Raw genomic sequence first — 24,686 nt, forward strand, 5'->3', positions numbered from 1 at the left:
GCCTTGGCCATAAGCCGCGACTAAGCCTCTCGGCATGACAGACGCAAGCGAAAAACCGGCCGAGGCGACGACCGACAAGGTCGGCGTGGTCATCGTTGCAGCCGGCCGCGGCGCGCGCGCCGGACAGGCCGACGGGCCGAAGCAATATCAGCGCGTCGGTGGCCGTGCCGTCATCGCGCGCACGCTGGAGACATTCCTGGCGCATCCCGAAATTGGTCCCGTCGTCGTCGCCATCCATGCCGATGACCGCGCGCTTTTCGACAAGGCAGCCGGCCTGTATGCCGAGCGGGTTACCGCCGTGGTCGGTGGCGAGTCGCGCCAGGCCTCGGTCCGGCTCGGCCTGCTGGCGCTGAGGGAACGTACGCCCGGCCGTGTCCTTGTCCATGACGCGGTGCGGCCGTTTGTCGACATGGCCCTGATCGACCGTATCATCGCCGCCATTGGCGAGCGCCAGGGCGCGCTGCCCGCTTTGCCCGTCGCCGATACGCTGAAGCGCGAGTCGGCCACCGGCATGATCGAGGAGACGGTGCCAAGGGCCGGCCTTCATGCCGCGCAGACGCCGCAAGGCTTTCCGTTCTGGCCGTTGCTCGCCGCGCACGAAAAAGCCCATCATCTCGGCAAGACGGATTTCACCGACGATGCCGCGATCGCCGAATGGGCGCATATTCCGGTGAAAATCGTTCAGGGGTCGCCGGACAATGTCAAACTGACCTGGGCAAGGGATATTGCGATGGCGGATCAGCGGCTTACTGGCGAGCGTTTTCCAGACATTCGCACCGGCAATGGCTATGACGTGCACGCCTTCGAGGCTGGCGACCATGTCACTTTGTGCGGCGTCGCCATCCCGCACGGCAAGAAGCTTTCGGGACATTCGGATGCCGATGTCGGCCTGCATGCGCTGACCGATGCGCTGCTCGCCACTTGCGGCGCCGGCGACATCGGCACGCATTTCCCGCCTTCCGATCCGCAATGGAAGGGCGCGGCGTCAAAGATCTTCGTCGAGCATGCGGCCAGGTTGGTGCGCGAACGCGGCGGCCGCATCGCCAATGCCGACATCACGCTGATCTGCGAGGCGCCGCGCGTCGGCCCGCATCGCGAGGCCATGACCAACGCGTTGTCGGCGATGCTGGGCATTTCCAGCGATCGCATCTCCATCAAGGCGACGACCAACGAAAAACTCGGCTTTGTCGGCCGCGAGGAAGGCATCGCCGCCATTGCCACCGCCAGTGTCGTCTTCCCCGGGGAGGTTCCCGCATGAACAACAGCGATCTCGCCAATGCCCTGCTCCAGGTCTGCCAGCAACGCGGCATCATGCTGGCGACGGCCGAGAGCTGCACCGGCGGCATGATCATCTCGGCACTGACCGACATCGCCGGCTCGTCCGCTGTCGTCGATCGCGGCCTCATCACCTATTCCGATGAAGCAAAGATGGAGATGCTCGGCGTCTCGCCCGCCACACTCGAGGCGCATGGCGCCGTCTCGCGCGAAACGGTTCTGGAGATGGCGGAGGGCGCTCTGGCGCGCTCGCGCGCCGGGCTGGCGCTTGCCGTCACCGGCATTGCCGGCCCAGGCGGCGGCTCGCCGGAAAAACCGGTCGGCCTCGTCTGGTTCGGAGTTGCCCTAAGAGGTGGGCCGGTGGCTGCCGAGCTCAATATGTTTGCCGACAATGGCCGCGACTTCATCCGCCGTGAGACCGTCAAGCATGCGCTGGAGATCGGCCTGCGCGCGCTCGGCGACACTCATGAGATGGGCGTCGTTCCGTAGATGACGTCCGCACGTTTTTCGAAGGCTTCGGAAAACATGCGGAAGGCGCGATCGAACATGGTGCCCATCAACACGCCGAGGATACGGCTCTTGAACTCGTAGTCGATGAAGAAGCGAACGTTGCAGCCGCCGCCGTCGGCCGGCTCGAAGCGCCAGATATTGCTGAGATATTTGAACGGCCCATCGATGTATTTGACGTCGATTGTGTTCTCGTCCGGCTTCAGCAGCACCTGCGTCGTAAAGGTCTCGCGGATCGCCTTGTAGCCGATGCTCATATCGGCGAGGAGAATGGTGCGGCGATCACGCTCCTTGCGAGAGCGCACCGTCAGCGCCTCGCACAGCGGCAGAAATTCAGGATAGGTCTCGATATCGGCGACCAGCGCAAACATCTGCTCCGGCGTGTGGGCAACGCGGCGTGTGGCTTCGAATTTCGGCATTGAAGCAGGATTTAACTGGCTTTTTTGAGCTGCGCCTCACGCGCCGCCCGCAGCCTGGCGAAATCGTCACCGGCATGATGCGAGGAGCGCGTCAGCGGGCTCGACGCCACCAGCAGGAAACCCTTGGTCTTGCCGATCGTCGCGAAGGAGTTGAACTCCTCCGGCGTGACGAAGCGGATCACCGGGTGGTGCTTCTTCGACGGCTGCAGATACTGGCCAATGGTCATGAAGTCGACATTGGCCGAGCGCAGGTCGTCCATCAGTTGCAGGATCTCGTTGCGCTCTTCGCCGAGGCCGACCATGATGCCGGACTTCGTGAAGATCGACGGGTCGAGCTCCTTGACCCGCTGCAACAGCCGGATCGAGTGGAAATAGCGAGCACCCGGCCGCACCGTCAGGTAGTTCGACGGCACGGTTTCGAGATTGTGGTTGAAGACATCGGGCTTGGCCGCCACGACGATCTCCAGCGCGCCCTCCTTGCGCACGAAATCGGGCGTCAGGATTTCGATCGTGGTCAAGGGCGTCGCTGCTCGGATCGCCCGGATAACCTCGGCGAAATGCTGCGCGCCGCCATCGGCGAGATCGTCGCGGTCGACCGAGGTGATGACGACATGGGTCAGCCCCATCTGCTTGACGGCATGCGCGACACGCGCCGGCTCATCGGCATCGAGCGCGGTGGGAATGCCGGTGGCGACATTGCAGAAGGCGCAAGCGCGCGTGCAGATCTCGCCCATGATCATGAAGGTGGCGTGCTTCTTTTCCCAGCACTCGCCGATATTGGGGCAGCCGGCCTCTTCGCACACGGTGACCAGCTTGTGCGACTTCACGATCTCGCGGGTTTCGGCATAGCCCTTCGACATCGGCGCCTTGACGCGGATCCAGTCGGGTTTGCGCAGCACGTCCTGATCAGGCTTGTGTGCCTTCTCGGGGTGCCGCAGGCGCGGCGCGTTGGCGATCGTGTCGAGAACAGTGACCATCTCAAACCTGACTTGTTGGCGTCTGCCCGTCGGCATTCGCCCTTCTGACGTCATCTAGGACTTTTCGGTGCAAAGAAAAAGGCCGCGGCGGCGCATGCCGCCACAGCCGTTTTCGCATAGCGGTAGTCTAGCGGCGTATCAGCCGCCCGGCAAAGATCAGCAGGCAGGCGCCGATGAAGCCGGTGATCAGGTAGGCGAGCCAGCCGACACCGAAGGGTTCGATGTTGAGCGCCCTGAGAATTGCGTTCAGCACCACCGCGCCGACAATGCCCATAATGATATTCATCAAGACGCCGGTATTGCTCTTCATGACCATCTCGGCCAGCCACCCGGCCAAACCGCCGATGATGATGGCCGCAATCCAGCCCACGCCATTCACGTCCATATGCCAACTCCTCCAGTGTCAGGTGAAAATGCATCCGGAAACGAACTGTCTTGCCGTAAGGTTCCTCCGGCGCATGCGTCTGAGTCTCGCGGCAGCAATTTATCACGCGTTGAGCGCACGGCCATAGGCATCGAGCACGCTTTCCTTCATCATCTCCGACAGCGTCGGATGCGGGAAGATGGTGTGCATCAGTTCTTCCTCGGTGGTCTCCAGGTTCATCGCCACGACAAAGCCCTGGATCAGCTCCGTCACCTCGGCGCCGACCATATGCGCGCCGAGCAGCTGGCCGGTCTTCTTGTCGAAGATGGTCTTGATGAAGCCCTGGTCCTCGCCAAGCGCGATCGCCTTGCCGTTGGCGCCGAACTGGAAGCGGCCGACACGAATGTCCTTGCCTTCGGCCTTGGCCTTGGCTTCGGTGAGCCCGACCGATGCGACCTGGGGGTTGCAATAGGTGCAGCCCGGGATCTTCAGCTTGTCTGTCGCATGCACGCCGGGGAAATTGGCGATCTTTTCGATACACACCACGCCTTCATGCTCGGCCTTGTGGGCAAGCATAGGCGGTCCGGCGACATCGCCGATAGCGTAGATGCCGGGAACGTTGGTCTTGCCATAGCCGTCAATGACGACGCAGCCGCGATCGGTCTTCACGCCGAGCGTCTCGAGGCCGAGATTCTCGATGTTGCCCTGCACGCCGACGGCCGAGATCATGCGGCCGGCGGTGATCTTCTCGACCTTGCCGTCCTTCATCTCGACATGGGCGGTGATCGAGTTGGCACCCTTCTCGACCTTGGTCACCTTGGCCTCGAGGATGATTTTCATGCCCTGCTTCTCGAACTGCTTCTGCGCAAATTTCGAGACCTCGGCGTCCTCGACCGGCATCACCGCCGGCAACAGCTCGACCACCGTCACCTCGGCGCCCATGGTGCGGTAGAAGGAGGCGAACTCGATGCCGATGGCGCCCGAACCCATGACCAGCAGCGACTTCGGCATCTCCTTCGGCACCATCGCCTCGAAATAGGTCCAGATCAGCTTGCCGTCCGGCTCGATGCCGGGCAGCGCGCGCGGCCGGGCGCCGGTGGCGAGAATAATGTGCTTGGCGGTATAGGTGCCCTCGCCCTTGACGCCCTTGGGCACCGGCGGCTGCGGCTCCATCGGTTTCTTGGCCGTCTTGGAGACGACGATTTCACCCGGCTTGGAGAGCTTGGCCTCGCCCCAGATAACGTCGACCTTGTTCTTCTTCATCAGGAAGGCGACGCCGCCATTGAGCCTCAACGACACTTTGCGCGAGCGGTCGACGACAGCGGCCGTGTCGGCGCTGACCTTGCCGCCTTCGAGCTTCAGGCCGTAGTCCTTCAGATGATCGGAATAGTGCATGATCTCGGCCGAGCGCAGCAGCGCCTTGGTCGGGATGCAGCCCCAGTTGAGGCAGATGCCGCCGAGATGCTCGCGCTCGACGATGGCAGTCTTGAAGCCGAGCTGGGCGGAGCGCACCGCCGTGACATAGCCGCCGGGGCCTGAGCCGATGATTATCACGTCGTAGGATTCAGCCACGGGGTTTCTCCCTGATTTTTCTCTAGAGTTCCAGCATCACGCGCACCAATGGCGCCAATGCCTCACCTATATTGCGCGTGTTTTCGGCATCGAGATGGACGCCGTCGATCGGTGTGGTCTCGGCCACCGTGCCGGCATCGAAAAAGCCGCAGCCGGCCTCGTCGGCGAGCGCGGAATATTGCGGCGCCAGCCGCTTCGAGGCCTCGTCGCCGCCGGCAAACATTTCCTTGAATTCGGCATTGTCGGTGCGGCTGACCGCGGGTGGCGCAACGATCAGGATTTGCGGCGCGGCCCAGTCGAACGGATAATCGTGGCCGCGTACGATGTCGATCAGCCGCTGCACGCCTTGCTTGGCCGCGACCGGATTGCCGTGGATCCAGGGCTTCATGTCGTTGGCGCCAAGCATGATGATGATCAGGTCGAGCGGCGCATGGCTGGTCAGGATCGTCGGCAGCACCTTGGCGCCATTGCGGTCGGCACCAGCCAGGTGATCGTCGAAAGCCGTGGTGCGGCCGTTCAGACCTTCGGCAATGACTTCGATATCATCGTCGCCCAGCGCCGCCTTGAGCACGCTCGGCCAGCGATCCTCCAGCGCATGGCGCCCGAGGCTTGCCGCGTCATAGCCCCAGGTCAGGGAATCGCCGTAGCAGAGGATCGTCTTCATGCACCCGCACCCGCCTCCGCCTTAAGCCCGCGCCGCACGCGCCATCCCACGAACAGCCACTGCACGATGACCGTGGCGATGCTTGGCAAAATCAGACCGGCGACAACGGGGAGATCGCCCGACCACTGGGCTTTGCCCGGCGGCTGAGAGAAGGTCCAGGCAATCAGCCCGATCCCGGCCAGCACGAACAACGCAACCCCAACAAGCCCCGTCAGATTGATCGCCCTTTGTAGGTTTGGCACCAATTGCGCGATGAAAAACGCCACCGTCGCAACGATAGAGACCAGCGCCGAGGCCATGAAGACAAGGATGAATTCCGAGTTCGCATTGGTGGCGATTGCCAGCCACAGCGCCACCAGCCCGCCGGCCAGGCCGGAAAGGATCAGGGCGAAAAGGCTGGTGACGAATTTCCGCACAGCCTTTCCTTCCTAGACCAGCATGCCCATCGGGTTTTCGATCATGCGCTTGAAGGCGACCAGAAGTTCGGCGCCGAGCGCACCGTCGACGGCGCGGTGATCGGTCGACAGCGTCACCGACATGATATTGGCGATTTTGATCTCGCCATTCTTGACCACCGGCCGCTGCTCGCCCGCACCCACCGCCAGGATCGTCGCATGCGGCGGGTTGATGACGGCGGCAAAGTCCTTGATGCCGAACATGCCGAGATTGGAGACAGCCGTCGTGCCGCCTTGATATTCCTCAGGCTTCAGCTTGCGGCTGCGGGCACGGCTCGCCAGATCCTTCATCTCGTTGGAGATAGTGGACAGCGTCTTTTCGTCGGCGTGGCGGATGATCGGCGTGATCAGGCCGCCGGGGATCGACACGGCAACGCCGACATCGGCGTGCTTGTGCTTGACCATGGCGCTTTCGGTCCACGATGCATTGGCATCCGGCACCGCCATCAGCGCCATCGCCATCGCCTTGATCACCATGTCGTTGACCGAGAGTTTGTAGACGGGAGCCTCGCCCTTGTCGGTCTTCTTCGTCGGAGCAGCCGCATTGATCTGTGTGCGCAGCGCCAGCAGCGCATCGAGCTCGCAGTCGAGCGTCAGGTAGAAATGCGGGATGGTTGTCTTGGCCTCGACCAGGCGGCGCGCAATGGTCTTGCGCATATTGTCGTGCGGGACGAGCTCATAGGACCCTTCGGCAAACAGCTTCAGCACCTGTTCGTCCGACATCGCCTTGGGTGCCGCAGCCGGAGCCGCAGGTGCCGGAGCGCCGGCAGGTGCGGCTTTCGCGGCCGGTGCAGCCTTGGCGCCACCGCCGGCAATCGCCGCCTCGACATCGGCCTTGACGACACGGCCATGCGGGCCGGTGCCGGTTACGGCGGACACGTCGACTCCGGCATCCTTGGCGATGCGACGAGCCAGCGGCGAAGCGAAGGTGCGCTCGCCTGACGATTGGCTGATCTCCCCCCTTGTGGGGGAGATGGCCGGCAGGCCAGAGGGGGGCGCGACAGACTGAGAGGTCGGCGGGGCAGCGCCCCCCTCTGTCGACTTCGTCGACATCTCCCCCACGGGTGGGGAGATTGACGCCTTATCCTGCTTGGCATCGGCTTTCGCGGGCGCGGCATCGCCACCACCCTTTGCCGCCGCCCCTGCATCCTCGCCTTCGCCGGCGAGAATGGCGATCAGCGCATTGACCTTGACGCCTTCGGTGCCGGCCGGAACGACCAGCTTGGCGACCGTGCCCTCATCGACGGCCTCGACTTCCATCGTCGCCTTGTCGGTCTCGATCTCGGCGATCACGTCGCCCGGCGAAACCTTGTCGCCTTCCTTGACCAGCCACTTGGAAAGATTGCCCTCTTCCATCGTGGGCGACAGCGCCGGCATGGTGATGTTGATTGGCATGATGTCCTCCCGACCGGCTCAGCGATACGTGACGGCTTTGACGGCCTCGATGACCTCGCCGACATTGGGCAAGGCCAGCTTTTCGAGGTTCGCCGCATAAGGCATCGGCACGTCCTTGCCGGCGATGGTGATGACCGGCGCATCGAGGAAGTCAAAGGCGCGCTGAGAAACCTGGTTGGCGATGTGGTCGCCGACCGAACTTTGCGGGAAACCTTCTTCGACCACGATCAAGCGGTTGGTCTTCTTCACCGAGGCAATGACGGTGTCGAGGTCGAGCGGACGGATGGTCCTGAGATCGATGATCTCGGCATCGATGCCCATGCCGCGCAGTTCGGCTTCCGCCTTGATGGCGTAGGTCATGCCGATGCCGAACGAGACGATGGTGACGTCCTTGCCCTGCTTGTGAATGCGCGCCTTGCCGATCGGCAGCACGAAATCATCGAGCTTCGGCACGTCGAAGGACTGGCCGTAGAGGATTTCGTTTTCAAGGAAGATGACCGGGTTCGGATCGCGGATCGCCGCCTTGAGCAGGCCCTTGGCGTCGGCAGCCGTGTACGGCATCACCACCTTTAGCCCGGGAATATGGCTGTACCAGGCGGCATAGCACTGCGAATGCTGGGCGCCGACGCGGGCGGCCGCACCGTTCGGTCCGCGGAACACGATCGGTGCGCCCATCTGGCCGCCCGACATATAGAGCGTCTTGGCCGCGGAGTTGATGATCTGGTCGATCGCCTGCATGGCGAAGTTGAAGGTCATGAACTCGACGATCGGCTTCAGGCCGGCCATCGCCGCACCGACGCCGACGCCGGCAAAGCCGTGCTCGGTGATCGGCGTGTCGACGACGCGGCGCGGCCCGAATTCCTGCAGCAGCCCTTGCGTGATCTTGTAGGCGCCCTGGTATTCCGCGACCTCCTCGCCCATGACGAAGACATCGCCGTCGCGGCGCATTTCCTCGGCCATGGCATCGCGCAAGGCCTCGCGCACCGTAGTCGAGATCATCTCGGTGCCGGCGGGAATATCCGGATCGGCGGCAGGTTTGGCTGCCGGAGCGGCGGGAACTGCCTTCGGAGCCTCGCCGGCATCCTGGGGAGCCGCCTTTGAGCCTTCCTCGGCTGCATCGGTCCGCTGACCGCCAGCGGAAATGGCATCCTGGGTGGAGGCAGGCTTGCCGCTCTTTTCGACGTCGCCTGCACTTTCCCCGTCCTGCAGCAACACGGCGATCACCGCATTGACCTTGACGCCTTCGGTGCCGGCGGGAACCACGATCTTGCCGATCGTGCCTTCATCGACGGCTTCGACTTCCATGGTCGCCTTGTCGGTTTCGATCTCGGCGATGACATCACCGGCGACGACCTTGTCGCCCTCGTTCTTCAACCACTTGGAAAGATTGCCCTCTTCCATGGTCGGCGAGAGAGCGGGCATGAGAATTTCGATCGGCATGTCCTTGCCCTCCCGTTACAATACGATGTCGGTCCAGAGCTCGGACGGATCCGGCTCTGCGTCGTGCTGGGCAAATTCGGCGGCGTCGGCGACGATGTCGCGGACTTCCTTGTCGATGTTCTTGAGTTCGTCCTCGGTCGCCCACTTCTTGGCCGTCAGCCGCACCTTGACCTGCTCGATCGGATCATGATCCGAGCGCATCTTCTGCACTTCTTCCTTGGAGCGGTATTTTGCCGGATCCGACATCGAGTGACCGCGATAGCGATAGGTCTGCATCTCGAGGATGATCGGACCGTTGCCGGCACGGCACCATTCGGTCGCCTGATCGCCGGCGGATTTGACCGCACGCACATCCATGCCGTCGACCTGAATGCCGGGAATCTTGAACGAGGCGCCGCGATGCGAAAAATTGGTTTCGGCCGACGAGCGCGACACCGAAGTGCCCATGGCGTAGCGGTTGTTCTCGATGATGTAGATCACCGGCAGCTTCCACAGCGAGGCCATGTTGAAGCTTTCATAGACCTGACCCTGATTGGCAGCGCCATCGCCGAAATAGGTCAGCGACACATTGTTGTTGTCACGGTAGCGGTTGGCGAAGGCGAGACCGGTGCCGAGCGAGACCTGCGCGCCGACAATGCCGTGGCCGCCGTAAAAATGCTTCTCCTTGGAGAACATGTGCATGGAGCCGCCCTTGCCCCTCGACAGGCCACCACGGCGTCCGGTCAGCTCTGCCATGACGCCCCGCGGTGACAGTTCCATCGCCAGCATGTGGCCATGGTCGCGATAGGCGGTGATCATCTGGTCGCCGTTGATCAGCGACATCTTCATGCCGGTGACGACCGCTTCCTGGCCGATATAGAGGTGGCAGAAGCCGCCGATAAAGCCCATGCCGTAGAGCTGGCCGGCCTTTTCCTCGAAGCGACGGATAAGCAGCATGTGCCGGTAGGCGGCAAGCTCCTCGTCCTTGGTGAAGTCGGCCGGCTTGGGGGCGGAAAGCCCCGTTGATTTGGCGGATGTCGATTTAACGGATTTGGCAGGCGCTTTTTTGGCGGCGGTGGCCATGCATCACTCCCTGTTGGCGTCTCTTCGCGGACACTAAAGCAGACCATGTCTGCTCCGGGGAGGATCAGCTCCTCCCCACCGATTGGAAGGAAGCTAACATGCGAGACCGCGTTTCGCCATGCAGAAAAACGCATGGCTGGCATGCGCCTAAACGCCCAGAATCGTTAGAGATAACAGCGATTAACCGAAATTCGATTATTTCGAATTGGCCGGCAGCATGATGGTGATTTCATCGGGCTGGGACAGATTGAGCGCCCGGCGTGCCTGCTCGTCGAGCATATCCTTTTCAAGCGTGCCCTCATGCATCAGCTGGACGCGCCGCTCCAGATCGATCCGGCGCGCCTTGATGGCATCGTACTTGGCCTGCAATTCGATGGTCTGCGCTTCGAGCTGATATTTGGAATTGATGCCGAACTCGCCATGATAGGCATGGAAGCCGAAATAGGCCAGGAACGCCACGCAAAGCGACGGGATGATCAGCCGGCCGGTGTTTCTCTGCTTGTGCTGGCGTGTCCACATGGTCGCAATCCTTTGACCGCCATTTGTCGCTCGATTGTGCTTAATGGACGGTTACGGACAGGTGCATTAGCCAGCGGCCGCAACGAAAAAGGGCGGGAAAATCCCGCCCTTCGTCGTTTTCGCCAGTTCGGCAGAATTTAAGCTTTGACCACCGACTTGCCGGCGTAGCGCGCCTGCTTGCCGAGCTCTTCCTCGATGCGGATCAGCTGGTTGTACTTGGCCATGCGATCCGAGCGCGACAGCGAACCGGTCTTGATCTGCCCGCAATTGGTGGCGACGGCGAGGTCGGCGATGGTCGAATCCTCGGTTTCGCCCGAACGGTGCGACATGACGGCTGTGTAGCCTGCCTTGTGCGCGGTCTCGACAGCGTCGAGCGTTTCGGTGAGCGAGCCGATCTGGTTGACCTTGACCAGGATCGAATTGGCGACACCCATGCGGATGCCGTCGCGCAGCCGCGCCGTGTTGGTGACGAAGAGGTCGTCGCCAACCAGCTGCGTCTTGTTGCCGATCAGGTCGGTCAGGTACTTCCAGCCCTCCCAGTCGTCCTCGGCCAGGCCGTCCTCGATCGAGATGATCGGATAGTCGGCGGCAAGCTTGGCCAGGTACTTGGCCTGCGCCTTGGGATCGCGGGTCCTCTTCTCGCCCTCATAGACGTAATTGCCGTCCTTGAAGAATTCGGTCGCCGCACAGTCGAGACCAAGCGCGATCTCCTCGCCCGGCTTGAAGCCGGCCTTCTCGATCGATTCCATGATGAAATCGAGCGCCACCGGCGCACTCTTCAGATTGGGCGCGAAGCCGCCTTCGTCGCCGACATTGGTGTTGTGGCCGGCATCCTTGAGCTTCTTGCGCAGCGTGTGGAAGATTTCCGAGCCCCAGCGCACGCCTTCGCGCAGCGTCGGCGCGCCGACCGGCAGGATCATGAATTCCTGGAAATCGATCGGATTGTCGGCATGCGCGCCGCCATTGATGATGTTCATCATGGGCACCGGCAGCAAATGCGCCTTGGTGCCGCCGACATAGCGGTAGAGCGGCAGGCCGGCGGCTTCCGCCGCGGCCTTGGCGACCGCCAGCGAGACGCCGAGGATGGCGTTGGCGCCGAGCCGGCTCTTGTTGGGCGTGCCGTCGAGCTCGATCATGGTCTGGTCGATGTGGATCTGGTTTTCGGCTTCCAAGCCGCCGATCGCCTCGAACAGCTCGCCATTGACGGCCTCGACCGCCTTGAGCACGCCCTTGCCGAGATAGCGGGCGCCACCGTCGCGCAGTTCGACGGCCTCATGCGCGCCGGTCGACGCGCCCGACGGCACCGCGGCGCGGCCCATCGAGCCGTCTTCGAGGACGACGTCGACCTCGACGGTCGGATTTCCACGGCTGTCCAGGATTTCACGCCCGACAATGTCGATGATGGCGGTCATTGCGATGTCCCCGATTGATCGATTGAAAGCGTCGCGCCCCTCTTAGCCAAAGTGCCGCAAAAGGCAATCAGGAATGGCATGAAATAATGGTGACAGTCGCCCCATGCGCTCAGGCCGTGGGGCATGGGCGACGCCATCTGAACGCAAACAGCCCGCCCTGACGTCATATGTCTGGCGCGGCATGGGGTGGGTGCCCCGCCCCTGCGGCAATGCCTTTGTCACGAAACCAGGCGGCACACAAACTCCACCCGATGCTTCAAAAGAGGCTACCGCCAACGTGACAAACTTCACAATGCAGAGAATTCGAAGATGTTAGGGTCACATCTACAACGCGAACTATTTGGCGACCACAGTGAAATCAACAAACTTGAACTCTTTGGGGAGGCGGCAATGGCAGCGATTTCAGGTACTGGCTGGGAACTTCTTATTAGTCGCCAAGTCGAACATACGGGGGGCACCAGACGCAGGACAGTTGGTACCTATAAAGTCTTTCACAACGGCACGGCAGTAACGGGTCTATCGGGGTTCGTGTGTGAATCTCGCGGCCCAGGCGACAATTCCAAAGAAGACAATGGCAGGCGCATCGAGCCCGGCACCTATCCACTGGCGACGCAGGCCGGAGGCAAATATGTGACCATCGGCTACACTGGCGGCAAGACGCCACCCAAACCTGGACTCGAACTGCTGAAGACCAACAAGCGCACCGAAATCCTGATCCATCCGGGCGTCAATTTCCTGTCCAGCGTCGGGTGCATCAATCCGACGAAGAAGGTGAGCGGTCCGCTTTCCGACATGGATTTCACGGAGAGCCGGACACGCGTAATCGCCCTCATCGACGATCTGAAAACCTTTGCCGGCGGTGGCTTCCCGAAAAGCAACGGCAAGCGAATTCCCAATGCTTCGGTGGTCGTCGAAGGCGAACCGGTGCTCTCGACCGAGAGTGTCGAGAGCGTGTCTCGAAGCCGTTGCGGGCGATCCGAACAAGGGTTTGCCGGCAGCGGTCTTCCAGAAATTCGCGCCGAGACCGGCAAGCGGTTCCAAGCGAACAATCTATGACGGTTACATCGGCGCCTTTACCTCCGACAAGGGCCTCAAGACACTTGGCGATCATGGCGTGTGCAACAACTATGATCGGCTGATGCATTTCTTCGCTCAAGCGGCGATGGAAACCGGTGGCTTCACCCTCATTCGCGAATCCCTGACCTACACGACCGTGGCGGCAATCCGGAACGCATGGAGGTCGCGAGCCGCGGGCAAGACGGATCAGTGGATCAAGGACAACCTGCTGCGCAAGCCGCAAGCCCTGGGCGACTGGGCCTATGGCGGCCGCATGGGCAATGTGAAGGGAACGTTGGACGGCTTCAATTTCCGCGGCGGCGGCACGTTCCAGACCACCGGGCGCGACGCGTACACGGCCAAGGGCAAGCTCGCCAAGGTTGACCTCGCCAATCATCCTGAACTGATCGAGGATCCGCAGACTTCGCTGCTCGCAGCTTGCGCCGAATGGAAAGGGTCAGGCTGCAATGCCTTTGCCGATGCCGGCCTGATCAAAAAGATCTCGCGCGCGATCAACGTCGGCAACGCCAATTCCGCCACGCAGGCCAATGGCGAAGCGGATCGGATCGCCTGGCATGAGAAGGTTTTCAAGGCGGTCAAGAATGCCGGACTCCTCGGCTGAGCATGCCTCGGATCACGTTCGACAACACCACGTCATCATAATTCAGAGATAACAATCTCTGTGTCGACTAGGATGGTGATGCGCGGGGCGAAACAGGAGGAGTTTCGCCATGTCCGAGTTGAGCGGTATCGTGAGTTTGTTCCTGATCGCGGCGGCGTTCCTGACGTCCTGCGATACGCGGCAGCCGCCAAGGGCGGCGACGCAACTGTCCACGCTTTACGCAGCAGAATAGAAACTGTCGGGTTACACTGAAAAGGCCCCCGTTTCGGAATTCGGGGGCCTTTTCACGTCAGGCGTCAGCGCAGCTGATCAATGCCAATACGGCGTGACCTTGTAGTAATCATAGGAAGCATCACGCGCGGCCTCGCCATCGGCGCCGGCCAGTTCATTGATCGAATAGGCGGGTGCTGCCTTCAGCTGCTCCTTCGAGAACGGCACGACATAGCCGCCCTTGTCCTCGTCATAGTCGAGGCTCGCCCACGGAATGGCGTGATACTTCTCGCCAATGCCGAGAAATCCACCGAACCCGATCACCGCGAACATGATGCCGTTCGACGTCTTGTCGAGCATGATGTCCTCGATGCTGCCGATGCTCGTGCCTTCGGTGTTGTAGACCGACGTGCCGATGACGCGCGAAGCGGCGATGGCTTCGGTGTGGCCTGTCTGGGTGGTCATGGCTGCTGCTCCTCATGTCGTTGATCGATACTTTGACAATGAGGGGCGCGGGCGAAAGTTCCCGTTTTTTCGAGCGGCGGGCGGTTACTCCGCGAGGATGAACGTCACCTTCATGTTGACGCGATACGCCGCGATCCTGCCGTCCTCGACGACGATCTTCTGGTCCTGGATCCAGGCGCCTTCGACGTTCTTCAGGGTTTTGGATGCGCGCTCAATCCCCTTCTCGATGGCGTCCTGAAAGCTCTTTTTCGACGACGACGTGATTTCGGTGACGCGGGCGACGGACATGGCTTCCTCCTGCCAAGACGCTCATTTGCAGGAGCGAGCCTACAGCCGGCTTATGCCTTCCACAAGCAGGGCAGCGCGCGCGCCATAGCCGAAAGCATCAGCCTCGGTTCAGGTCAGCAGCATTCTTGGCGATGCGGTCGAATGCCATCAGTCTTTCGAGCAGCGCCGGCATGTCCTTCAGCGGCAGCATGTTGGGCCCGTCGGAGGAGGTCGAATTGTCGGGATCCTGGTGGGTCTCTATGAACACGCCGGCGACGCCGACGGCAACGGCAGCCCGCGCCAGCGTCTCGACAAAGCGGCGCTCACCACCGGAGGAACCGCCCTGCCCGCCCGGCTGCTGCACCGAATGGGTGGCGTCGAAAATCACCGGCGCGCCGATCTCGGCCATCACAGGCAAAGCCCGCATGTCCGACACCAGCGTGTTGTAGCCGAAAGACGCGCCGCGCTCGGTGGTCAGCACATTGAGGTTGCCCGAACCGGTGATCTTGGCCACCACGTTCTTCATGTCCCAAGGCGCCAGGAATTGCCCCTTCTTGACGTTGATCACCTTGCCGGTCTTGGCGGCGGCGACCAGCATGTCGGTCTGGCGCGACAGGAAGGCCGGAATCTGCAGCACATCGACATGGTGTGCGACGATCGCGCACTGCTCCTCGGTGTGGACATCGGTCAGAATGGGAAGCGAAAACGCCTTGCGCAACTCGTCGAACACCGGAAGCGCCGCGTCCATGCCGGCGCCGCGCGTTGCCGACAGCGAGGTGCGGTTGGCCTTGTCGTAGCTGGTCTTGTAGACGAGGCCGATGCCGAGCTTGCCGGTCAGTTCCTTCAGCGCGCCGGCCATGTCGAAAGCGTGCTGGCGCGATTCGAACTGGCACGGGCCGGCGATCAACGCCAAGGGCCCGCTGTTGTCGAAGACGACGTTGCCGACGGTTACTGACGAATTCGGCGCCAGCGAATTGGGCCCTTGCGGCTTGCTCATGGGGTCTCCCGGAAGATGAAAGCCGCGCCCTGTCCGGATGCCGGCTGCACGACGATTTCGTTGCCCGCTATATCGTGCCCGACGGCGTTGTCTGCAAGCAGCCTCGCGACAGCGCCGACACTGCGGGCCGAAAAGACGATCGCGGCGAAGCGAAGGTCCGTCGGCGCGCCAGCCGACATGCCGAAGCGCTCAGCGAAAGCCGCGGGCTTGAGAACGCTCAAACGCGCGTTCGCCAGGTCGAACGCCGTGCTGCTCCTCTGCCTCGAACCCGTCGCTGTCTCGATCAGGTGGCGCTTTTCGGATGGCACGCCGCTGACCGCGACGATTTCGGCAATGCCGGTCACGCCGTTGGCATGGGCCTGCAGTGCCGTACGGTCGATTTGAGGGGCGTTGATCCGCTCGCAAGCGAACAGAAAGGCGTCCATCGTCTCGGCGCCGGCGGCGAAAGCCAGTTTGAACGAGGCCATGTCGCTCTTTCCGGCCGTGTCGGTGAAGGCGCGGGAAAAGCTCAGTACGTCTCCCGCCGACAGGCCGGCTTTGATAAAGCGCGCATGGTCCGCATCGGCATCGTCGGTGGCCAGCACCACGGCGGAAAAGCCCTCATCGCCCAGCCTGGCGCGATAGAGCCGGTCGCGCGCGACAAAGACATTGCCACCGGCAAATGCCTCGTCTGCAGCCTGTTCATTCCCGACCGCCAGCGGTTCGAGGTAGGTGCGGTCAGCGAAGAAGACGCAGCAATTTTCGGTGCCGAAAGGGTGGATGCCGGTTGGTGCGACGATGAAGCCAAGCGATGTCAGCCGCGCCCGCGCCACGGCGAGGCTCGCCGTCGGCAACACAAGATGGTCAAGCGGATGGATCGTGCTGGTCATGCCGGCGCGGTGTGCATCATTCCGGAAATCGGTTCAAGGCCTCTTGCCAGCCCGATCAGGCCATCGCCACGACATCGGCCGAATAGCGCAATTCGCGCAATGGTTTGACCCGACTGGTCGTCTCGGCATAGAGCGGGTGCGCCTTGTAGGCGGCAAGCGCGGCATCATCCTCGAACTCGGCATAGACGACCACGTCGATCGCATCCGANCGGGTGCGCCTTGTAGGCGGCAAGCGCGGCATCATCCTCGAACTCGGCATAGACGACCACGTCGATCGCATCCGACAGCGGATCGACCTTGGTGTTGAGCGTCACCTCGAAGAGGCTTGAATGCGGGATCTTGCCCAGCGCGAGCAAGCCCGTGCGCACGGCCTCGACATCGTCCTTGCGCCGCGCGCTGAAGAAAACGATATGCCGGATCACACCTGCCTCCACGTTCGATTTGCGGCATGTTTTGTGTGAGCGGGACCGTCGCGTCAACCGCCACGATGTCGCGCCCGGCAATGCCGGCAGGCGACTTTGCAGAGGCGCAAAAGCTAGGCTTTGCCGGTGACGTAGCGCACGACGCGCGACATTTCCCTGACCGTCGTGTCGAGATAGTGGCCCTGATTATAGAGGCCATCCCAGATCAGGAAAAAGGCGATGGCGGTGATGACGATGACGTAACGCATGGCTGAAACTAACGTATGTGGCTGTTCCTAACCATAGCGATTTCACCGGCGGTCGCTCGCCCTCACCGATTCTGGCCCCAGGCACGCCACCTGGGCCAGTTGCCGGGCACGGCTTGCCTCTTGAAGTTCCGGTCGATGCGGTGGAAGATTGTGGCGAAAATTTAAGCAGGCTACGGCGTTCGCGCCTGGCGAATGAAAGTGGAGGATGTGGAGGCCGGCAGATCTTGCGCCGCCCCCGCGGAAGTCCAGGGGGGTGTGAGATGGCTGTCAGGGAATACAAAGGCATCGGCGACGCCATCAGGCTGGACGAACTCAATTTCGCCGAGATCGTCAAGGGCCTGCCGGCCAAGGCGCGCATGGTGCTGTCGGCGGCGATGAAATTGCCGCGCGGTTCGCTGAAGGTGAGGATGCCGGATGGCCGGGCGGTGCTTGTCGGCGGCAACGGACCCGGGCCGGATGCCGAGCTGGTGTTGAAGAACTGGCGCCTGCCCGGCCGTGCCTTTTCCGGCGGCACCATCGGCGTTGCCGAATCCTACATGGACGGCGACTGGGAAAGCCCTGATGTAACCAGCTTCCTCGAACTGTTCGTCGTCAACTCGGCCGTTGGGGAACGCATTGCCGGCGGCGCCAACTGGCTCATCAACACGGTCCAGCGCATCCGCCACTGGTTCAACGAAAACACCCGCACCGGCTCGAAGCGCAACATCTCGGCGCATTACGATCTCGGCAACGCCTTCTACAAGCAATGGCTCGATCCCAGCATGACCTATTCGTCGGCGCTCTATGCGACCGGCGCCAACGACCTGGAAAGCGCTCAGGCCGCCAAATACCGCGCGCTGGCCAAGGATACCGGCATCGGCAAGAAGGACCATGTGCTCGAGATCGGCTGCGGCTGGGGCGGTTTTGCCGAATTTGCCGCGCGCGAGATCGGCTGCCGCGTCACCGGCCTGACCATCAGCCGCGAACAGCACGATTTCGCCAAGGCGCGCATCCAGAAGGCGGGACTGTCTGACAAGGTCGACATCAAGCTGCAGGATTACCGAGACGAAACGGGCACTTACGACCGCATCGCCTCGATCGAGATGTTCGAGGCGGTCGGCGAAAAATATTGGCCGGTATTTTTCGGCAAGATGAAGGCGTGCTTGAGGCCCGGCGGCACCGCCGGCCTGCAGATCATCACCATCAACGAGGCCGCCTACGACACCTATCGGGCGAGGCCGGATTTCATCCAGCGCTATGTCTTCCCAGGCGGCATGCTGCCGACGCCGTCGATCCTGAAGACGCTGGGCAGCGACCATGGCCTTGCCCATCTGCGCGAGCGCGTCTTTCCGGACGACTATGCCCGCACGCTTGCCGAATGGCGCAACCGCTTCTGGGCGTCGTGGGAAAAGATCGTCCCGCTCGGCTTCGACGACCGCTTCAAGAAGCTTTGGGAATTTTATCTCCACTATTGCGAAGCCGGCTTTAGAGCCAGCTACATCGACGTGCGCCAAGTGGTCTACAAAGCCTGATCCGAAGCGTGATTGAGCGGGCGTATGCCCGCTCGTTTTCCCTGTTAGCTGCACGTTGCCTCAAAGCAGGATGCGATACTTCGCAAACCCGGATTCGCCCTCGCCGGCCGGCTCGATCTTGAGCGATTTCACTCCCGATATAAAATCCTTCGCTTTGGGGCCGGTCTCGAACACGACGCTGGTGCCGGGCAGCGGCGTGAACGACCAATTGTCGTCGGCCGAGGGATTGATCGTGCCTTCGCTGACGACGTAGCGCACGATCACGTCGCGGTTGGTGTCCGGCGCCTCGTAGATGATCTTCGAGGCATTGATGTCGGGGAAATTGCCGCCACCGCCGGCGCGGTAATTGTTGGTGGCGACGACGAATTTCGCTGCCGGATCAATAGGCTTGCCGTCGAAGCTGAGGCCGACGATGCGGTTCGAGCCGGCATTGGCGACGCCACCCTTGGCATCGTATTTCGGCAGCTGCGACAGGTCTATTCCGTAGCTGACGCCATCGATCACATCGAAATTGTAGGACGGGAATTCGGTGTCGATGAGCGCCTGGTCGGCCTTGCCCGGCTCGATCTTCCTGAAAATGCCGGCCGACATTTCCAGCCATTCCTTCACTTGCGCGCCGGTGATTTCGACGGCGCGCACCGTGTTCGGATAGAGATAGAGGTCGGCGACGTTCTTGATGGCGATGTCGCCCACCGGCACGTCGGTATAGTAGTCGGCGCCGTTGCGCCCGCCGGCCTTGAAGGGTGCTGCCGCCGACAGCAGCGGCACATCCTTCCACTGCGTGCTCTTCAATATGTCCTTGAGGTACCAGCTCTGCGCCTGGTTGACGATCTGCACCGACGGATCGTCGGCGACCAGCGCGAAATAGGAATAGAGCGGCGCCGAGGTCTTGCCGACCGGTCGGCGGACATAGGCAAGTGTCGCCTCATGGTCCGCCTTCAGCGCATCGACGACGCGCTGGTCGTCCGCCACCGTCGGCTTGTTTGCCTTGTCGACGCGCTGGTAGATCGGCCTTGCCTCCGATGTGGCCGAGGCTACGCGCCATTTCGATCCGTCCCGTTCCAGAAGCAGATCGATCATTCCCATATGCGAGCCCCAGAAACCGCCCATCACGGCGGGCTTGCCCTGCAGCGTGCCTTTCTCGGTGTCGACGCCTTCGAGCGCCTGAAAATCCTTCTTGCCGGGGAAGACGAGATGCTGATGGCCGGTGAACACCGCATCGATGCCTTCGACGCCGGCGACGAAGAAGGAGGCGTTCTCCATGCCGTCGCCCTGCTTGATATCGATGCCGGAATGCGAGAGCGCGATGACGATGTCGGCGCCCTCCTCCTTGATCTGCGGCACCCATGCCCTGGCCGCCTCGACGATGTCGCGCGTCCTGACATTGCCTTCCAGGTTCTTCAGGTCCCAGACCATGATCTGCGGCGGCACAAAGCCGATGATGCCGATCTTGATCGGCTGCTCGGCGCCCGACCCGTCCTTGATCTTCTTGTCGAGGATGACATAGGGCTTGAGGTAGAGCTTGTCGTCGCGCGGTTTGGCGGCAAGCTCGGTGCCGCGGATCAGATTGGCGCAGACGAAGGGGAAATTGGCTCCGGCCAGCACCTTGTCGAGGAACGACAGGCCGTAATTGAACTCGTGATTGCCGAGCGTCGAGCATTCATAGCCCAGCAGGTTCATGCCCTTCATGATCGGATGCAGATCGCCTTCCTTGAGGCCCTTCTCATAGGCGATGTAATCGCCCATCGGATTGCCCTGCAAAAGATCGCCATTGTCGATCAGCATCGCATTGGTGGCTTCCTTGCGCACCGCCGCGATCAGTGAGGCCGTCCGTGACAGGCCCATCGTGTCGTTGGCTTTGTCGGCGTAGTAGTCGTAAGGCAGCACATTCACATGGATGTCGGTGGTCTCCATGATCCTCAGATGCGCCTGATTGGCCTGCGCGCGGGCGGAAAACGGATGGAGCATGATCAGCGCCCCGCTGGCGGCCGTACCGGCAAGAAAACTACGGCGGGAGACGGGGTAATTGAGATGCGGCATTGGTTTTCCTTCCCAGCGACGTGACAAGATCCCAGCCCCGGGCGGAAGCTTCGCGCCGAAAACCGGCCATGTCCATCGGGAAGTCAGTCGATCAGCAAAAGGTGACGGCTGGATGAATATCCTTGGCCGCGGTTGAGAACCTCAGCCCTTGTCATCGTCGCCCTGGGTGATCAGCCGCGCGCTGCGCTGGCCGGTGAAATAGATCCATAGCCAGCTAAGCGACACCGAGAGCCGGTTGCGGAAACCGATCAGGAAGTAGATATGCGCCACGCCCCACAGCCACCAGGCAAGCCATCCCGTGAGCTTGATCGAGCCGAAATCGATCGCGGCTGCCCACTTGCCGATCGTCGCCAGGTCGCCGGCATGTTTGTAGCGGAAAGGCCGCGGCGCGCCATCGCCGGCCAGCCGCGCCCTGATCGTCGCGGCGACATGCTTGCCCTCCTGCTTGGCCGAGGGCGCCACGCCGGGCACCGGTTTGCCGTCCGGCCGCAAGACATGCGCGGTGTCGCCGATGACGAAGATTTCAGGACTGTTCGGCACGGTCAGATCGGGCTCGACCATTACCCTGCCCGCCCGGTCCACCGGCGCGCCCAGCCACTCTCCCGCGGGTGAAGCCGCCACGCCGGCGGCCCACAGGATGGTTCGCGCCGGCAGATGCGTATCGCCAAAGACGACGCCTTCGGCATCGAGGCGCGTGACGGCGCGGCCAAGCTCGACCGTGACGCCCCGCCGCTCCAGCGCCTTGCGCGCATAGTCGGACAGCTTTGGCGCGAAATTGGCTAGGATCCTGTCTCCGGCCTCGACCAGCACCACACGCGCCTCACGCGTGTCGATGTTGCGGAATTCGCCGCGCAGCGTTTCATGCGCGAGTTCGACAATGGTGCCGGCAAGCTCCACGCCGGTCGGGCCGCCGCCGACGATGACCAGTGTCAGCAGTGCCTGGCGCTTGGCCGGATCGGTCTCGCGCTCGGCCTGCTCGAAGGCGAGCAGGATGCGCCGCCGAATGGTGGTTGCGTCTTCAAGCGTCTTCAGCCCGGGCGCGAAAGGCTCCCAATCGTCGTGGCCGAAATAAGCATGACGCGCGCCGGTGGCGAGCACCAGCGTGTCGTAGGGAACAGAACTGCCGTCCTCAAGCACCACGCGTTTGCCTGGACGGTCGACGCCGGTGACGTTGCCGAGCAGGGTCGTCACGTCCTCGCGCTTGCGCAGCAGATGACGGATCGGCCAGGCAACTTCCGAGGTCGCCAGCGAGGTGGTCGCCACCTGGTAGAGCAGCGGCTGGAAAAGGTGATGGTTGCGCTTGTCGATCATGGTGATGCGCACGGGTGCGCCGGCCAGCGCCCGCGTGAGTTCGAGACCGCCGAACCCTGCGCCGACGACAACGACATGATGGCTGGTTTCACTCATCGCATTCACCCCTATTTGTCTCCCTCTATCTAGCGATTTTTGTGCACCGCAACAATGTCGCGGCGAGCTAGATTGCCGCTTAAGGCTGCCCAGGACTCGTCGCCGGATGTCGCGAATGCCTATGTCGGCAAGCATGGACGGGTATAGCCTTGCAGGCTGGAACCACGGGAGTGAAGCATGGCCAACGACGATGACAAAGATGGCAAAGGGCGGGGGCAATATTCTTCGCCGCCTTGCTTCATGCACGAACTCGATCCGGAATTTCGCGCGCCATTGACCGACTGGACCGATGTGCGCCGTTGGCGCAAGGCCGAGCGCGAGCGTCTGATCGCGGCACGGTTGGCGGTTTCCGCCGATGCGCGGGTGGCGATGTCGCGGGCTATCGCCGAAGGGCTCGACGCGGCAATCGGCGACATTGCCGGCCGCATGGTCAGCCTCTATTGGCCGTTTCGCGGCGAGCCGGACCTGCGGCCGTGGATGGCGTCGATCAACGAACGCGGCGGCCGCACGGCGCTGCCCATCGTGATCGAGAAAGGCCAGCCGCTGATCTTCCGCGCTTATGTGCCCGGCGACCGGCTGGAAAAAGGCATCTGGAACATCCCTATCCCCGCCGAAGGCGACCCGGTGCTGCCCGACATCGTCATCTCGCCGATCGTCGGCATCGACCCGCGAAACTACCGCCTGGGCTATGGCGGCGGCTTCTTCGACCGCACGCTGGCTGCCATGCCGTTCAAGCCATTGGTCATCGGCGTCGGCTACGAACTGCAGCGCATCCCCACCATCTACCCGCAGCCGCACGACATCCCGATGGACCAACTGGTGACCGAGGTATTAAAAGCCTAGCGTGATGAGATTCAGAGACCCTCCGTGTGATCGCACATATTCATAAATATCACGCTTAGAAAAGATCGCCGTTGGTGTCATTCCCAGGCAACTGAGGAATATCCGCCTTACCGGCATCTTTATACTCGGCCAACAAACGAATGCGGCGATACACACTGAACAGAATTTTCAGAAAGACAAGCGGATCTCCGGTGCGCGCGTGTAGCGCACCTGCAGACGGAAGCTCAATCAATCGGGCCATGTCATTGGCACTGTCGGCGATTATCTTCACCTCTTCAGCGGCTTTTCTAGTATCCACTTTATTTGTTTTAAGCACAATTCCGTGCACTCCGCTACTCAGCTCCTAAGCCTCTCCGCTTCTTCTCCATCGCCGCGCGATCAACAATCGCGCAAGGCAAAGGACGAACTGATCTTCATCACGTGCGGCATAACAGACAGCCACTTCTTGTGGATGCGTTGATAGCCCACGAGGTGCTTCGCCGCGATGCGCAGGATGTAGTCGTATTCACCCGACATCAGGTGGCAGGACAGCACATTTGGGCAGCACTTTATCGCCGCATCGAGGCCGGTTGACCGCCGTGTAGCAACACAAATGTTACGTGACAAAAATCCGACGTGGTCGATAAATACTCTTTAAGGGAACCATGCTGCAGCGAACCGCTTCGACATGCGCTTCGGGCGGATCCAACAGTGTCGAGCCGCTCTTGAATTGGCTGCTTCGCAACGGGTGGCGAGATGATCGGAAGAACCATAGCAATTACCCTCGCAATTGCGTTTTCCCTTTCGCCTTTGCATGCGCAACCACGGCATCGTTTGCCGAGCGGCTACAAATGGGGCCGCTGCCTGCTTGTTGTTGGCGGTCAGACCCGCATATCCGGAAGGTGCTCTTATCAAATCGAGCAGGGCGGCGATTTCAATATCCAGGGACCGAAGCAAGTTTTTGCAGGGATCGACTATCCTGATCCGCATAGTGGCGCTGGTGAAATGTCTAAAGATTACTGGGCGGATGTCTACAAGGACGGTGATGTCTGGGCGGGCTATGCAAACTCCGACATTCGCGCCACCCACGGTGATGAACGCTGGGAAGAACTTCGCCGCGAAGGCGCATGCTATATCGGGAAGGACGTCCGAGTATGTTTGTGGCGTTAAGCCAGTTCCGGCTTCATTCCCATGGCGGTCCGATCGACGATCTCGCGCAGGGCAAAGGATGAGTTGATTTTGGTCACATGCGGCATCGCCGACAGCCACTCCTTGTGGATGCGCTCATAGTCGACCAGATCCTTGGCGGCGATGCGCAGGATATAGTCGTATTCGCCCGACATCAGGTGGCACGACAGCACATTCGGGCAGCGCTTGATCGCCGCCTCGAAATCCGACAGCGTCTTTTCGAACTGTCCCGACAGCGATATGTGCACGATCGCCGTCATCTGGTGACCGAGCGCTGCATTCGAAAGCCGGGCGTGATAGCCGCGGATGGTGCCGGATTTCTCCAGATTGTCGAGCCGGCGCGAACAGGCCGACTGCGACAGGCCGACCCTTTCGGCGAGCGCCGCATTGGGTATGCGGCCATCCTTCTGCAGTGCCTCGAGAATGGCGATATCGATCCTGTCGAGCGGCATTTCTCGTGATTCCTGCGAAATTTCCTTGATTTCGCGCAACGATTATCGA

Annotated in this window: 29 protein-coding genes and 2 pseudogenes; 8 read left to right on the plus strand and 23 right to left on the minus strand. The window is 61.8% G+C overall.

Annotated elements, in window-relative coordinates:
* The first annotated feature begins 34 nt into the window (after positions 1–34).
* Both X730_RS160455 and X730_RS160450 read left to right on the plus strand, forming a co-directional pair.
* Positions 35–1,258 (plus strand): bifunctional 2-C-methyl-D-erythritol 4-phosphate cytidylyltransferase/2-C-methyl-D-erythritol 2,4-cyclodiphosphate synthase, encoded by a 1,224-nt coding sequence (locus tag X730_RS160455; protein WP_023825580.1) that lies wholly within the window; start codon positions 35–37, stop codon positions 1,256–1,258.
* Entirely contained in the window at positions 1,255–1,764 is a 510-nt protein-coding gene (locus X730_RS160450) for a CinA family protein (protein ID WP_023696095.1), read from the plus strand. The genes X730_RS160455 and X730_RS160450 overlap by 4 nt, the downstream gene beginning before the upstream one ends.
* Here the strand turns inward: X730_RS160450 and X730_RS160445 are convergent.
* The 11 genes from X730_RS160445 to eno all read right to left on the minus strand — a co-directional run bounded on the left by X730_RS160445 (position 1,740) and on the right by eno (position 12,061).
* The gene (locus X730_RS160445) at positions 1,740–2,201 is read right to left on the minus strand and encodes a type II toxin-antitoxin system RatA family toxin (protein WP_023736661.1); all 462 of its coding nucleotides are present in this window, start codon (positions 2,199–2,201) and stop codon (positions 1,740–1,742) included. The two genes, X730_RS160450 and X730_RS160445, sit on opposite strands and share 25 nt — an antisense overlap.
* A gap of 11 nt (positions 2,202–2,212) precedes the next feature.
* On the minus strand, positions 2,213–3,178 hold the full coding sequence (gene lipA / locus X730_RS160440) for a lipoyl synthase (RefSeq protein ID WP_023825581.1): 966 nt from the start codon (positions 3,176–3,178) through the stop codon (positions 2,213–2,215).
* Positions 3,179–3,305: 127 nt separating this feature from the next.
* A complete protein-coding gene (locus X730_RS160435; RefSeq protein WP_023668920.1) occupies positions 3,306–3,563 on the minus strand; it encodes a GlsB/YeaQ/YmgE family stress response membrane protein in 258 nt (85 codons plus the stop codon).
* Between the two features lie 102 nt (positions 3,564–3,665).
* Positions 3,666–5,114, minus strand: coding sequence for a dihydrolipoyl dehydrogenase (lpdA, locus tag X730_RS160430; protein ID WP_023825582.1), 1,449 nt, complete (start codon positions 5,112–5,114; stop codon positions 3,666–3,668).
* Positions 5,115–5,136: 22 nt separating this feature from the next.
* Positions 5,137–5,778 carry an SGNH/GDSL hydrolase family protein gene (locus X730_RS160425; RefSeq protein WP_023748668.1) on the minus strand — a complete coding sequence of 214 codons (642 nt, stop codon included), beginning with the start codon at positions 5,776–5,778 and terminating at the stop codon, positions 5,137–5,139.
* Positions 5,775–6,194, minus strand: a complete 420-nt coding sequence (locus X730_RS160420) for a hypothetical protein (protein ID WP_023748669.1) — start codon at positions 6,192–6,194, stop codon at positions 5,775–5,777. Before X730_RS160420 ends, X730_RS160425 begins: the two co-directional genes overlap by 4 nt.
* Before the next feature lie 12 nt (positions 6,195–6,206).
* Entirely contained in the window at positions 6,207–7,628 is a 1,422-nt protein-coding gene (locus tag X730_RS160415) for a pyruvate dehydrogenase complex dihydrolipoamide acetyltransferase (protein WP_023668916.1), read from the minus strand.
* Positions 7,629–7,646: 18 nt separating this feature from the next.
* Positions 7,647–9,068, minus strand: coding sequence for a pyruvate dehydrogenase complex E1 component subunit beta (locus X730_RS160410; RefSeq protein ID WP_023668915.1), 1,422 nt, complete (start codon positions 9,066–9,068; stop codon positions 7,647–7,649).
* A gap of 15 nt (positions 9,069–9,083) precedes the next feature.
* Positions 9,084–10,130, minus strand: a complete 1,047-nt coding sequence (gene pdhA / locus X730_RS160405; RefSeq protein WP_023668914.1) for a pyruvate dehydrogenase (acetyl-transferring) E1 component subunit alpha — start codon at positions 10,128–10,130, stop codon at positions 9,084–9,086.
* 195 nt (positions 10,131–10,325) lie between these two features.
* Positions 10,326–10,649 carry a septum formation initiator family protein gene (locus X730_RS160400; RefSeq protein WP_023682560.1) on the minus strand — a complete coding sequence of 108 codons (324 nt, stop codon included), beginning with the start codon at positions 10,647–10,649 and terminating at the stop codon, positions 10,326–10,328.
* Positions 10,650–10,786: 137 nt separating this feature from the next.
* Positions 10,787–12,061: a phosphopyruvate hydratase gene (gene eno, locus X730_RS160395; protein ID WP_023701745.1), complete on the minus strand. Its 1,275-nt coding sequence runs from the start codon at positions 12,059–12,061 to the stop codon at positions 10,787–10,789.
* A gap of 390 nt (positions 12,062–12,451) precedes the next feature.
* Here eno and X730_RS0133125 point away from each other — a divergent pair, with 390 nt between their 5' ends.
* The 3 genes from X730_RS0133125 (at position 12,452) to X730_RS1000000169050 (ending at position 13,971) form a co-directional block, all read left to right on the plus strand.
* A complete protein-coding gene (locus tag X730_RS0133125) occupies positions 12,452–13,117 on the plus strand; it encodes a hypothetical protein (protein WP_196814792.1) in 666 nt (221 codons plus the stop codon).
* Entirely contained in the window at positions 13,050–13,739 is a 690-nt protein-coding gene (locus X730_RS1000000165160) for a hypothetical protein (RefSeq protein WP_023825584.1), read from the plus strand. The genes X730_RS0133125 and X730_RS1000000165160 overlap by 68 nt, the downstream gene beginning before the upstream one ends.
* A 109-nt stretch (positions 13,740–13,848) precedes the next feature.
* Complete coding sequence (locus tag X730_RS1000000169050; protein ID WP_023755211.1) at positions 13,849–13,971, plus strand: hypothetical protein; 123 nt, start codon at positions 13,849–13,851, stop codon at positions 13,969–13,971.
* Between the two features lie 77 nt (positions 13,972–14,048).
* Here the strand turns inward: X730_RS1000000169050 and X730_RS160390 are convergent, their stop codons facing one another.
* The 7 genes and pseudogenes from X730_RS160390 to X730_RS1000000169055 form a co-directional block, all read right to left on the minus strand.
* Complete coding sequence (locus X730_RS160390) at positions 14,049–14,414, minus strand: PRC-barrel domain-containing protein (RefSeq protein ID WP_023668909.1); 366 nt, start codon at positions 14,412–14,414, stop codon at positions 14,049–14,051.
* 84 nt (positions 14,415–14,498) lie between these two features.
* Complete coding sequence (locus X730_RS160385; RefSeq protein WP_023668908.1) at positions 14,499–14,702, minus strand: dodecin family protein; 204 nt, start codon at positions 14,700–14,702, stop codon at positions 14,499–14,501.
* Positions 14,703–14,799: 97 nt separating this feature from the next.
* Positions 14,800–15,678 (minus strand): 3-deoxy-8-phosphooctulonate synthase, encoded by an 879-nt coding sequence (kdsA, locus tag X730_RS160380; protein ID WP_031196594.1) that lies wholly within the window; start codon positions 15,676–15,678, stop codon positions 14,800–14,802.
* A complete protein-coding gene (locus X730_RS160375) occupies positions 15,675–16,547 on the minus strand; it encodes a VOC family protein (RefSeq protein ID WP_023825585.1) in 873 nt (290 codons plus the stop codon). The genes kdsA and X730_RS160375 overlap by 4 nt, the downstream gene beginning before the upstream one ends.
* Before the next feature lie 55 nt (positions 16,548–16,602).
* Positions 16,603–16,755, minus strand: a pseudogene (locus tag X730_RS1000000168480) (Dabb family protein); the annotation flags it as partial.
* Positions 16,712–16,969: a Dabb family protein gene (locus tag X730_RS1000000165165; protein WP_155922396.1), complete on the minus strand. Its 258-nt coding sequence runs from the start codon at positions 16,967–16,969 to the stop codon at positions 16,712–16,714. The gene X730_RS1000000165165 and the pseudogene X730_RS1000000168480, both read right to left, overlap by 44 nt.
* A 113-nt stretch (positions 16,970–17,082) precedes the next feature.
* A complete protein-coding gene (locus tag X730_RS1000000169055; RefSeq protein ID WP_023825586.1) occupies positions 17,083–17,217 on the minus strand; it encodes a hypothetical protein in 135 nt (44 codons plus the stop codon).
* 260 nt (positions 17,218–17,477) lie between these two features.
* Here X730_RS1000000169055 and X730_RS160370 point away from each other — a divergent pair, with 260 nt between their 5' ends.
* Positions 17,478–18,728 carry a cyclopropane-fatty-acyl-phospholipid synthase family protein gene (locus X730_RS160370; protein WP_023668904.1) on the plus strand — a complete coding sequence of 417 codons (1,251 nt, stop codon included), beginning with the start codon at positions 17,478–17,480 and terminating at the stop codon, positions 18,726–18,728.
* A gap of 60 nt (positions 18,729–18,788) precedes the next feature.
* Here X730_RS160370 and X730_RS160365 read toward each other — a convergent pair whose 3' ends face one another.
* Together X730_RS160365 and X730_RS160360 are read right to left on the minus strand one after the other, a co-directional pair.
* Positions 18,789–20,768, minus strand: a complete 1,980-nt coding sequence (locus tag X730_RS160365) for a bifunctional 2',3'-cyclic-nucleotide 2'-phosphodiesterase/3'-nucleotidase (RefSeq protein WP_023825587.1) — start codon at positions 20,766–20,768, stop codon at positions 18,789–18,791.
* 141 nt (positions 20,769–20,909) lie between these two features.
* Positions 20,910–22,175, minus strand: a complete 1,266-nt coding sequence (locus X730_RS160360) for an NAD(P)/FAD-dependent oxidoreductase (RefSeq protein ID WP_023825588.1) — start codon at positions 22,173–22,175, stop codon at positions 20,910–20,912.
* A 177-nt stretch (positions 22,176–22,352) separates the two neighbouring features.
* On the opposite strand from X730_RS160360, the gene X730_RS160355 reads away from it, so the two are divergent.
* Positions 22,353–23,018, plus strand: coding sequence for a 5-formyltetrahydrofolate cyclo-ligase (locus X730_RS160355; RefSeq protein ID WP_023825589.1), 666 nt, complete (start codon positions 22,353–22,355; stop codon positions 23,016–23,018).
* Positions 23,019–23,073: 55 nt separating this feature from the next.
* Here the strand turns inward: X730_RS160355 and X730_RS160350 are convergent, their stop codons facing one another.
* Positions 23,074–23,346 carry a hypothetical protein gene (locus X730_RS160350; protein WP_031203541.1) on the minus strand — a complete coding sequence of 91 codons (273 nt, stop codon included), beginning with the start codon at positions 23,344–23,346 and terminating at the stop codon, positions 23,074–23,076.
* Positions 23,347–23,396: 50 nt separating this feature from the next.
* Positions 23,397–23,579, minus strand: a pseudogene (locus tag X730_RS01000000164150) (Lrp/AsnC ligand binding domain-containing protein); the annotation flags it as partial.
* A 174-nt stretch (positions 23,580–23,753) separates the two neighbouring features.
* On the opposite strand from X730_RS01000000164150, the gene X730_RS1000000167370 reads away from it, so the two are divergent.
* Positions 23,754–24,167: a hypothetical protein gene (locus X730_RS1000000167370; RefSeq protein ID WP_155922397.1), complete on the plus strand. Its 414-nt coding sequence runs from the start codon at positions 23,754–23,756 to the stop codon at positions 24,165–24,167.
* Here X730_RS1000000167370 and X730_RS160345 read toward each other — a convergent pair.
* Positions 24,164–24,637, minus strand: a complete 474-nt coding sequence (locus tag X730_RS160345; RefSeq protein ID WP_023668897.1) for an Lrp/AsnC family transcriptional regulator — start codon at positions 24,635–24,637, stop codon at positions 24,164–24,166. The two genes, X730_RS1000000167370 and X730_RS160345, sit on opposite strands and share 4 nt — an antisense overlap.
* Between the last annotated feature and the right edge of the window lie 49 nt (positions 24,638–24,686).

Source organism: Mesorhizobium sp. L103C131B0, assembly GCF_000502275.1.
GTDB lineage: Bacteria > Pseudomonadota > Alphaproteobacteria > Rhizobiales > Rhizobiaceae > Mesorhizobium.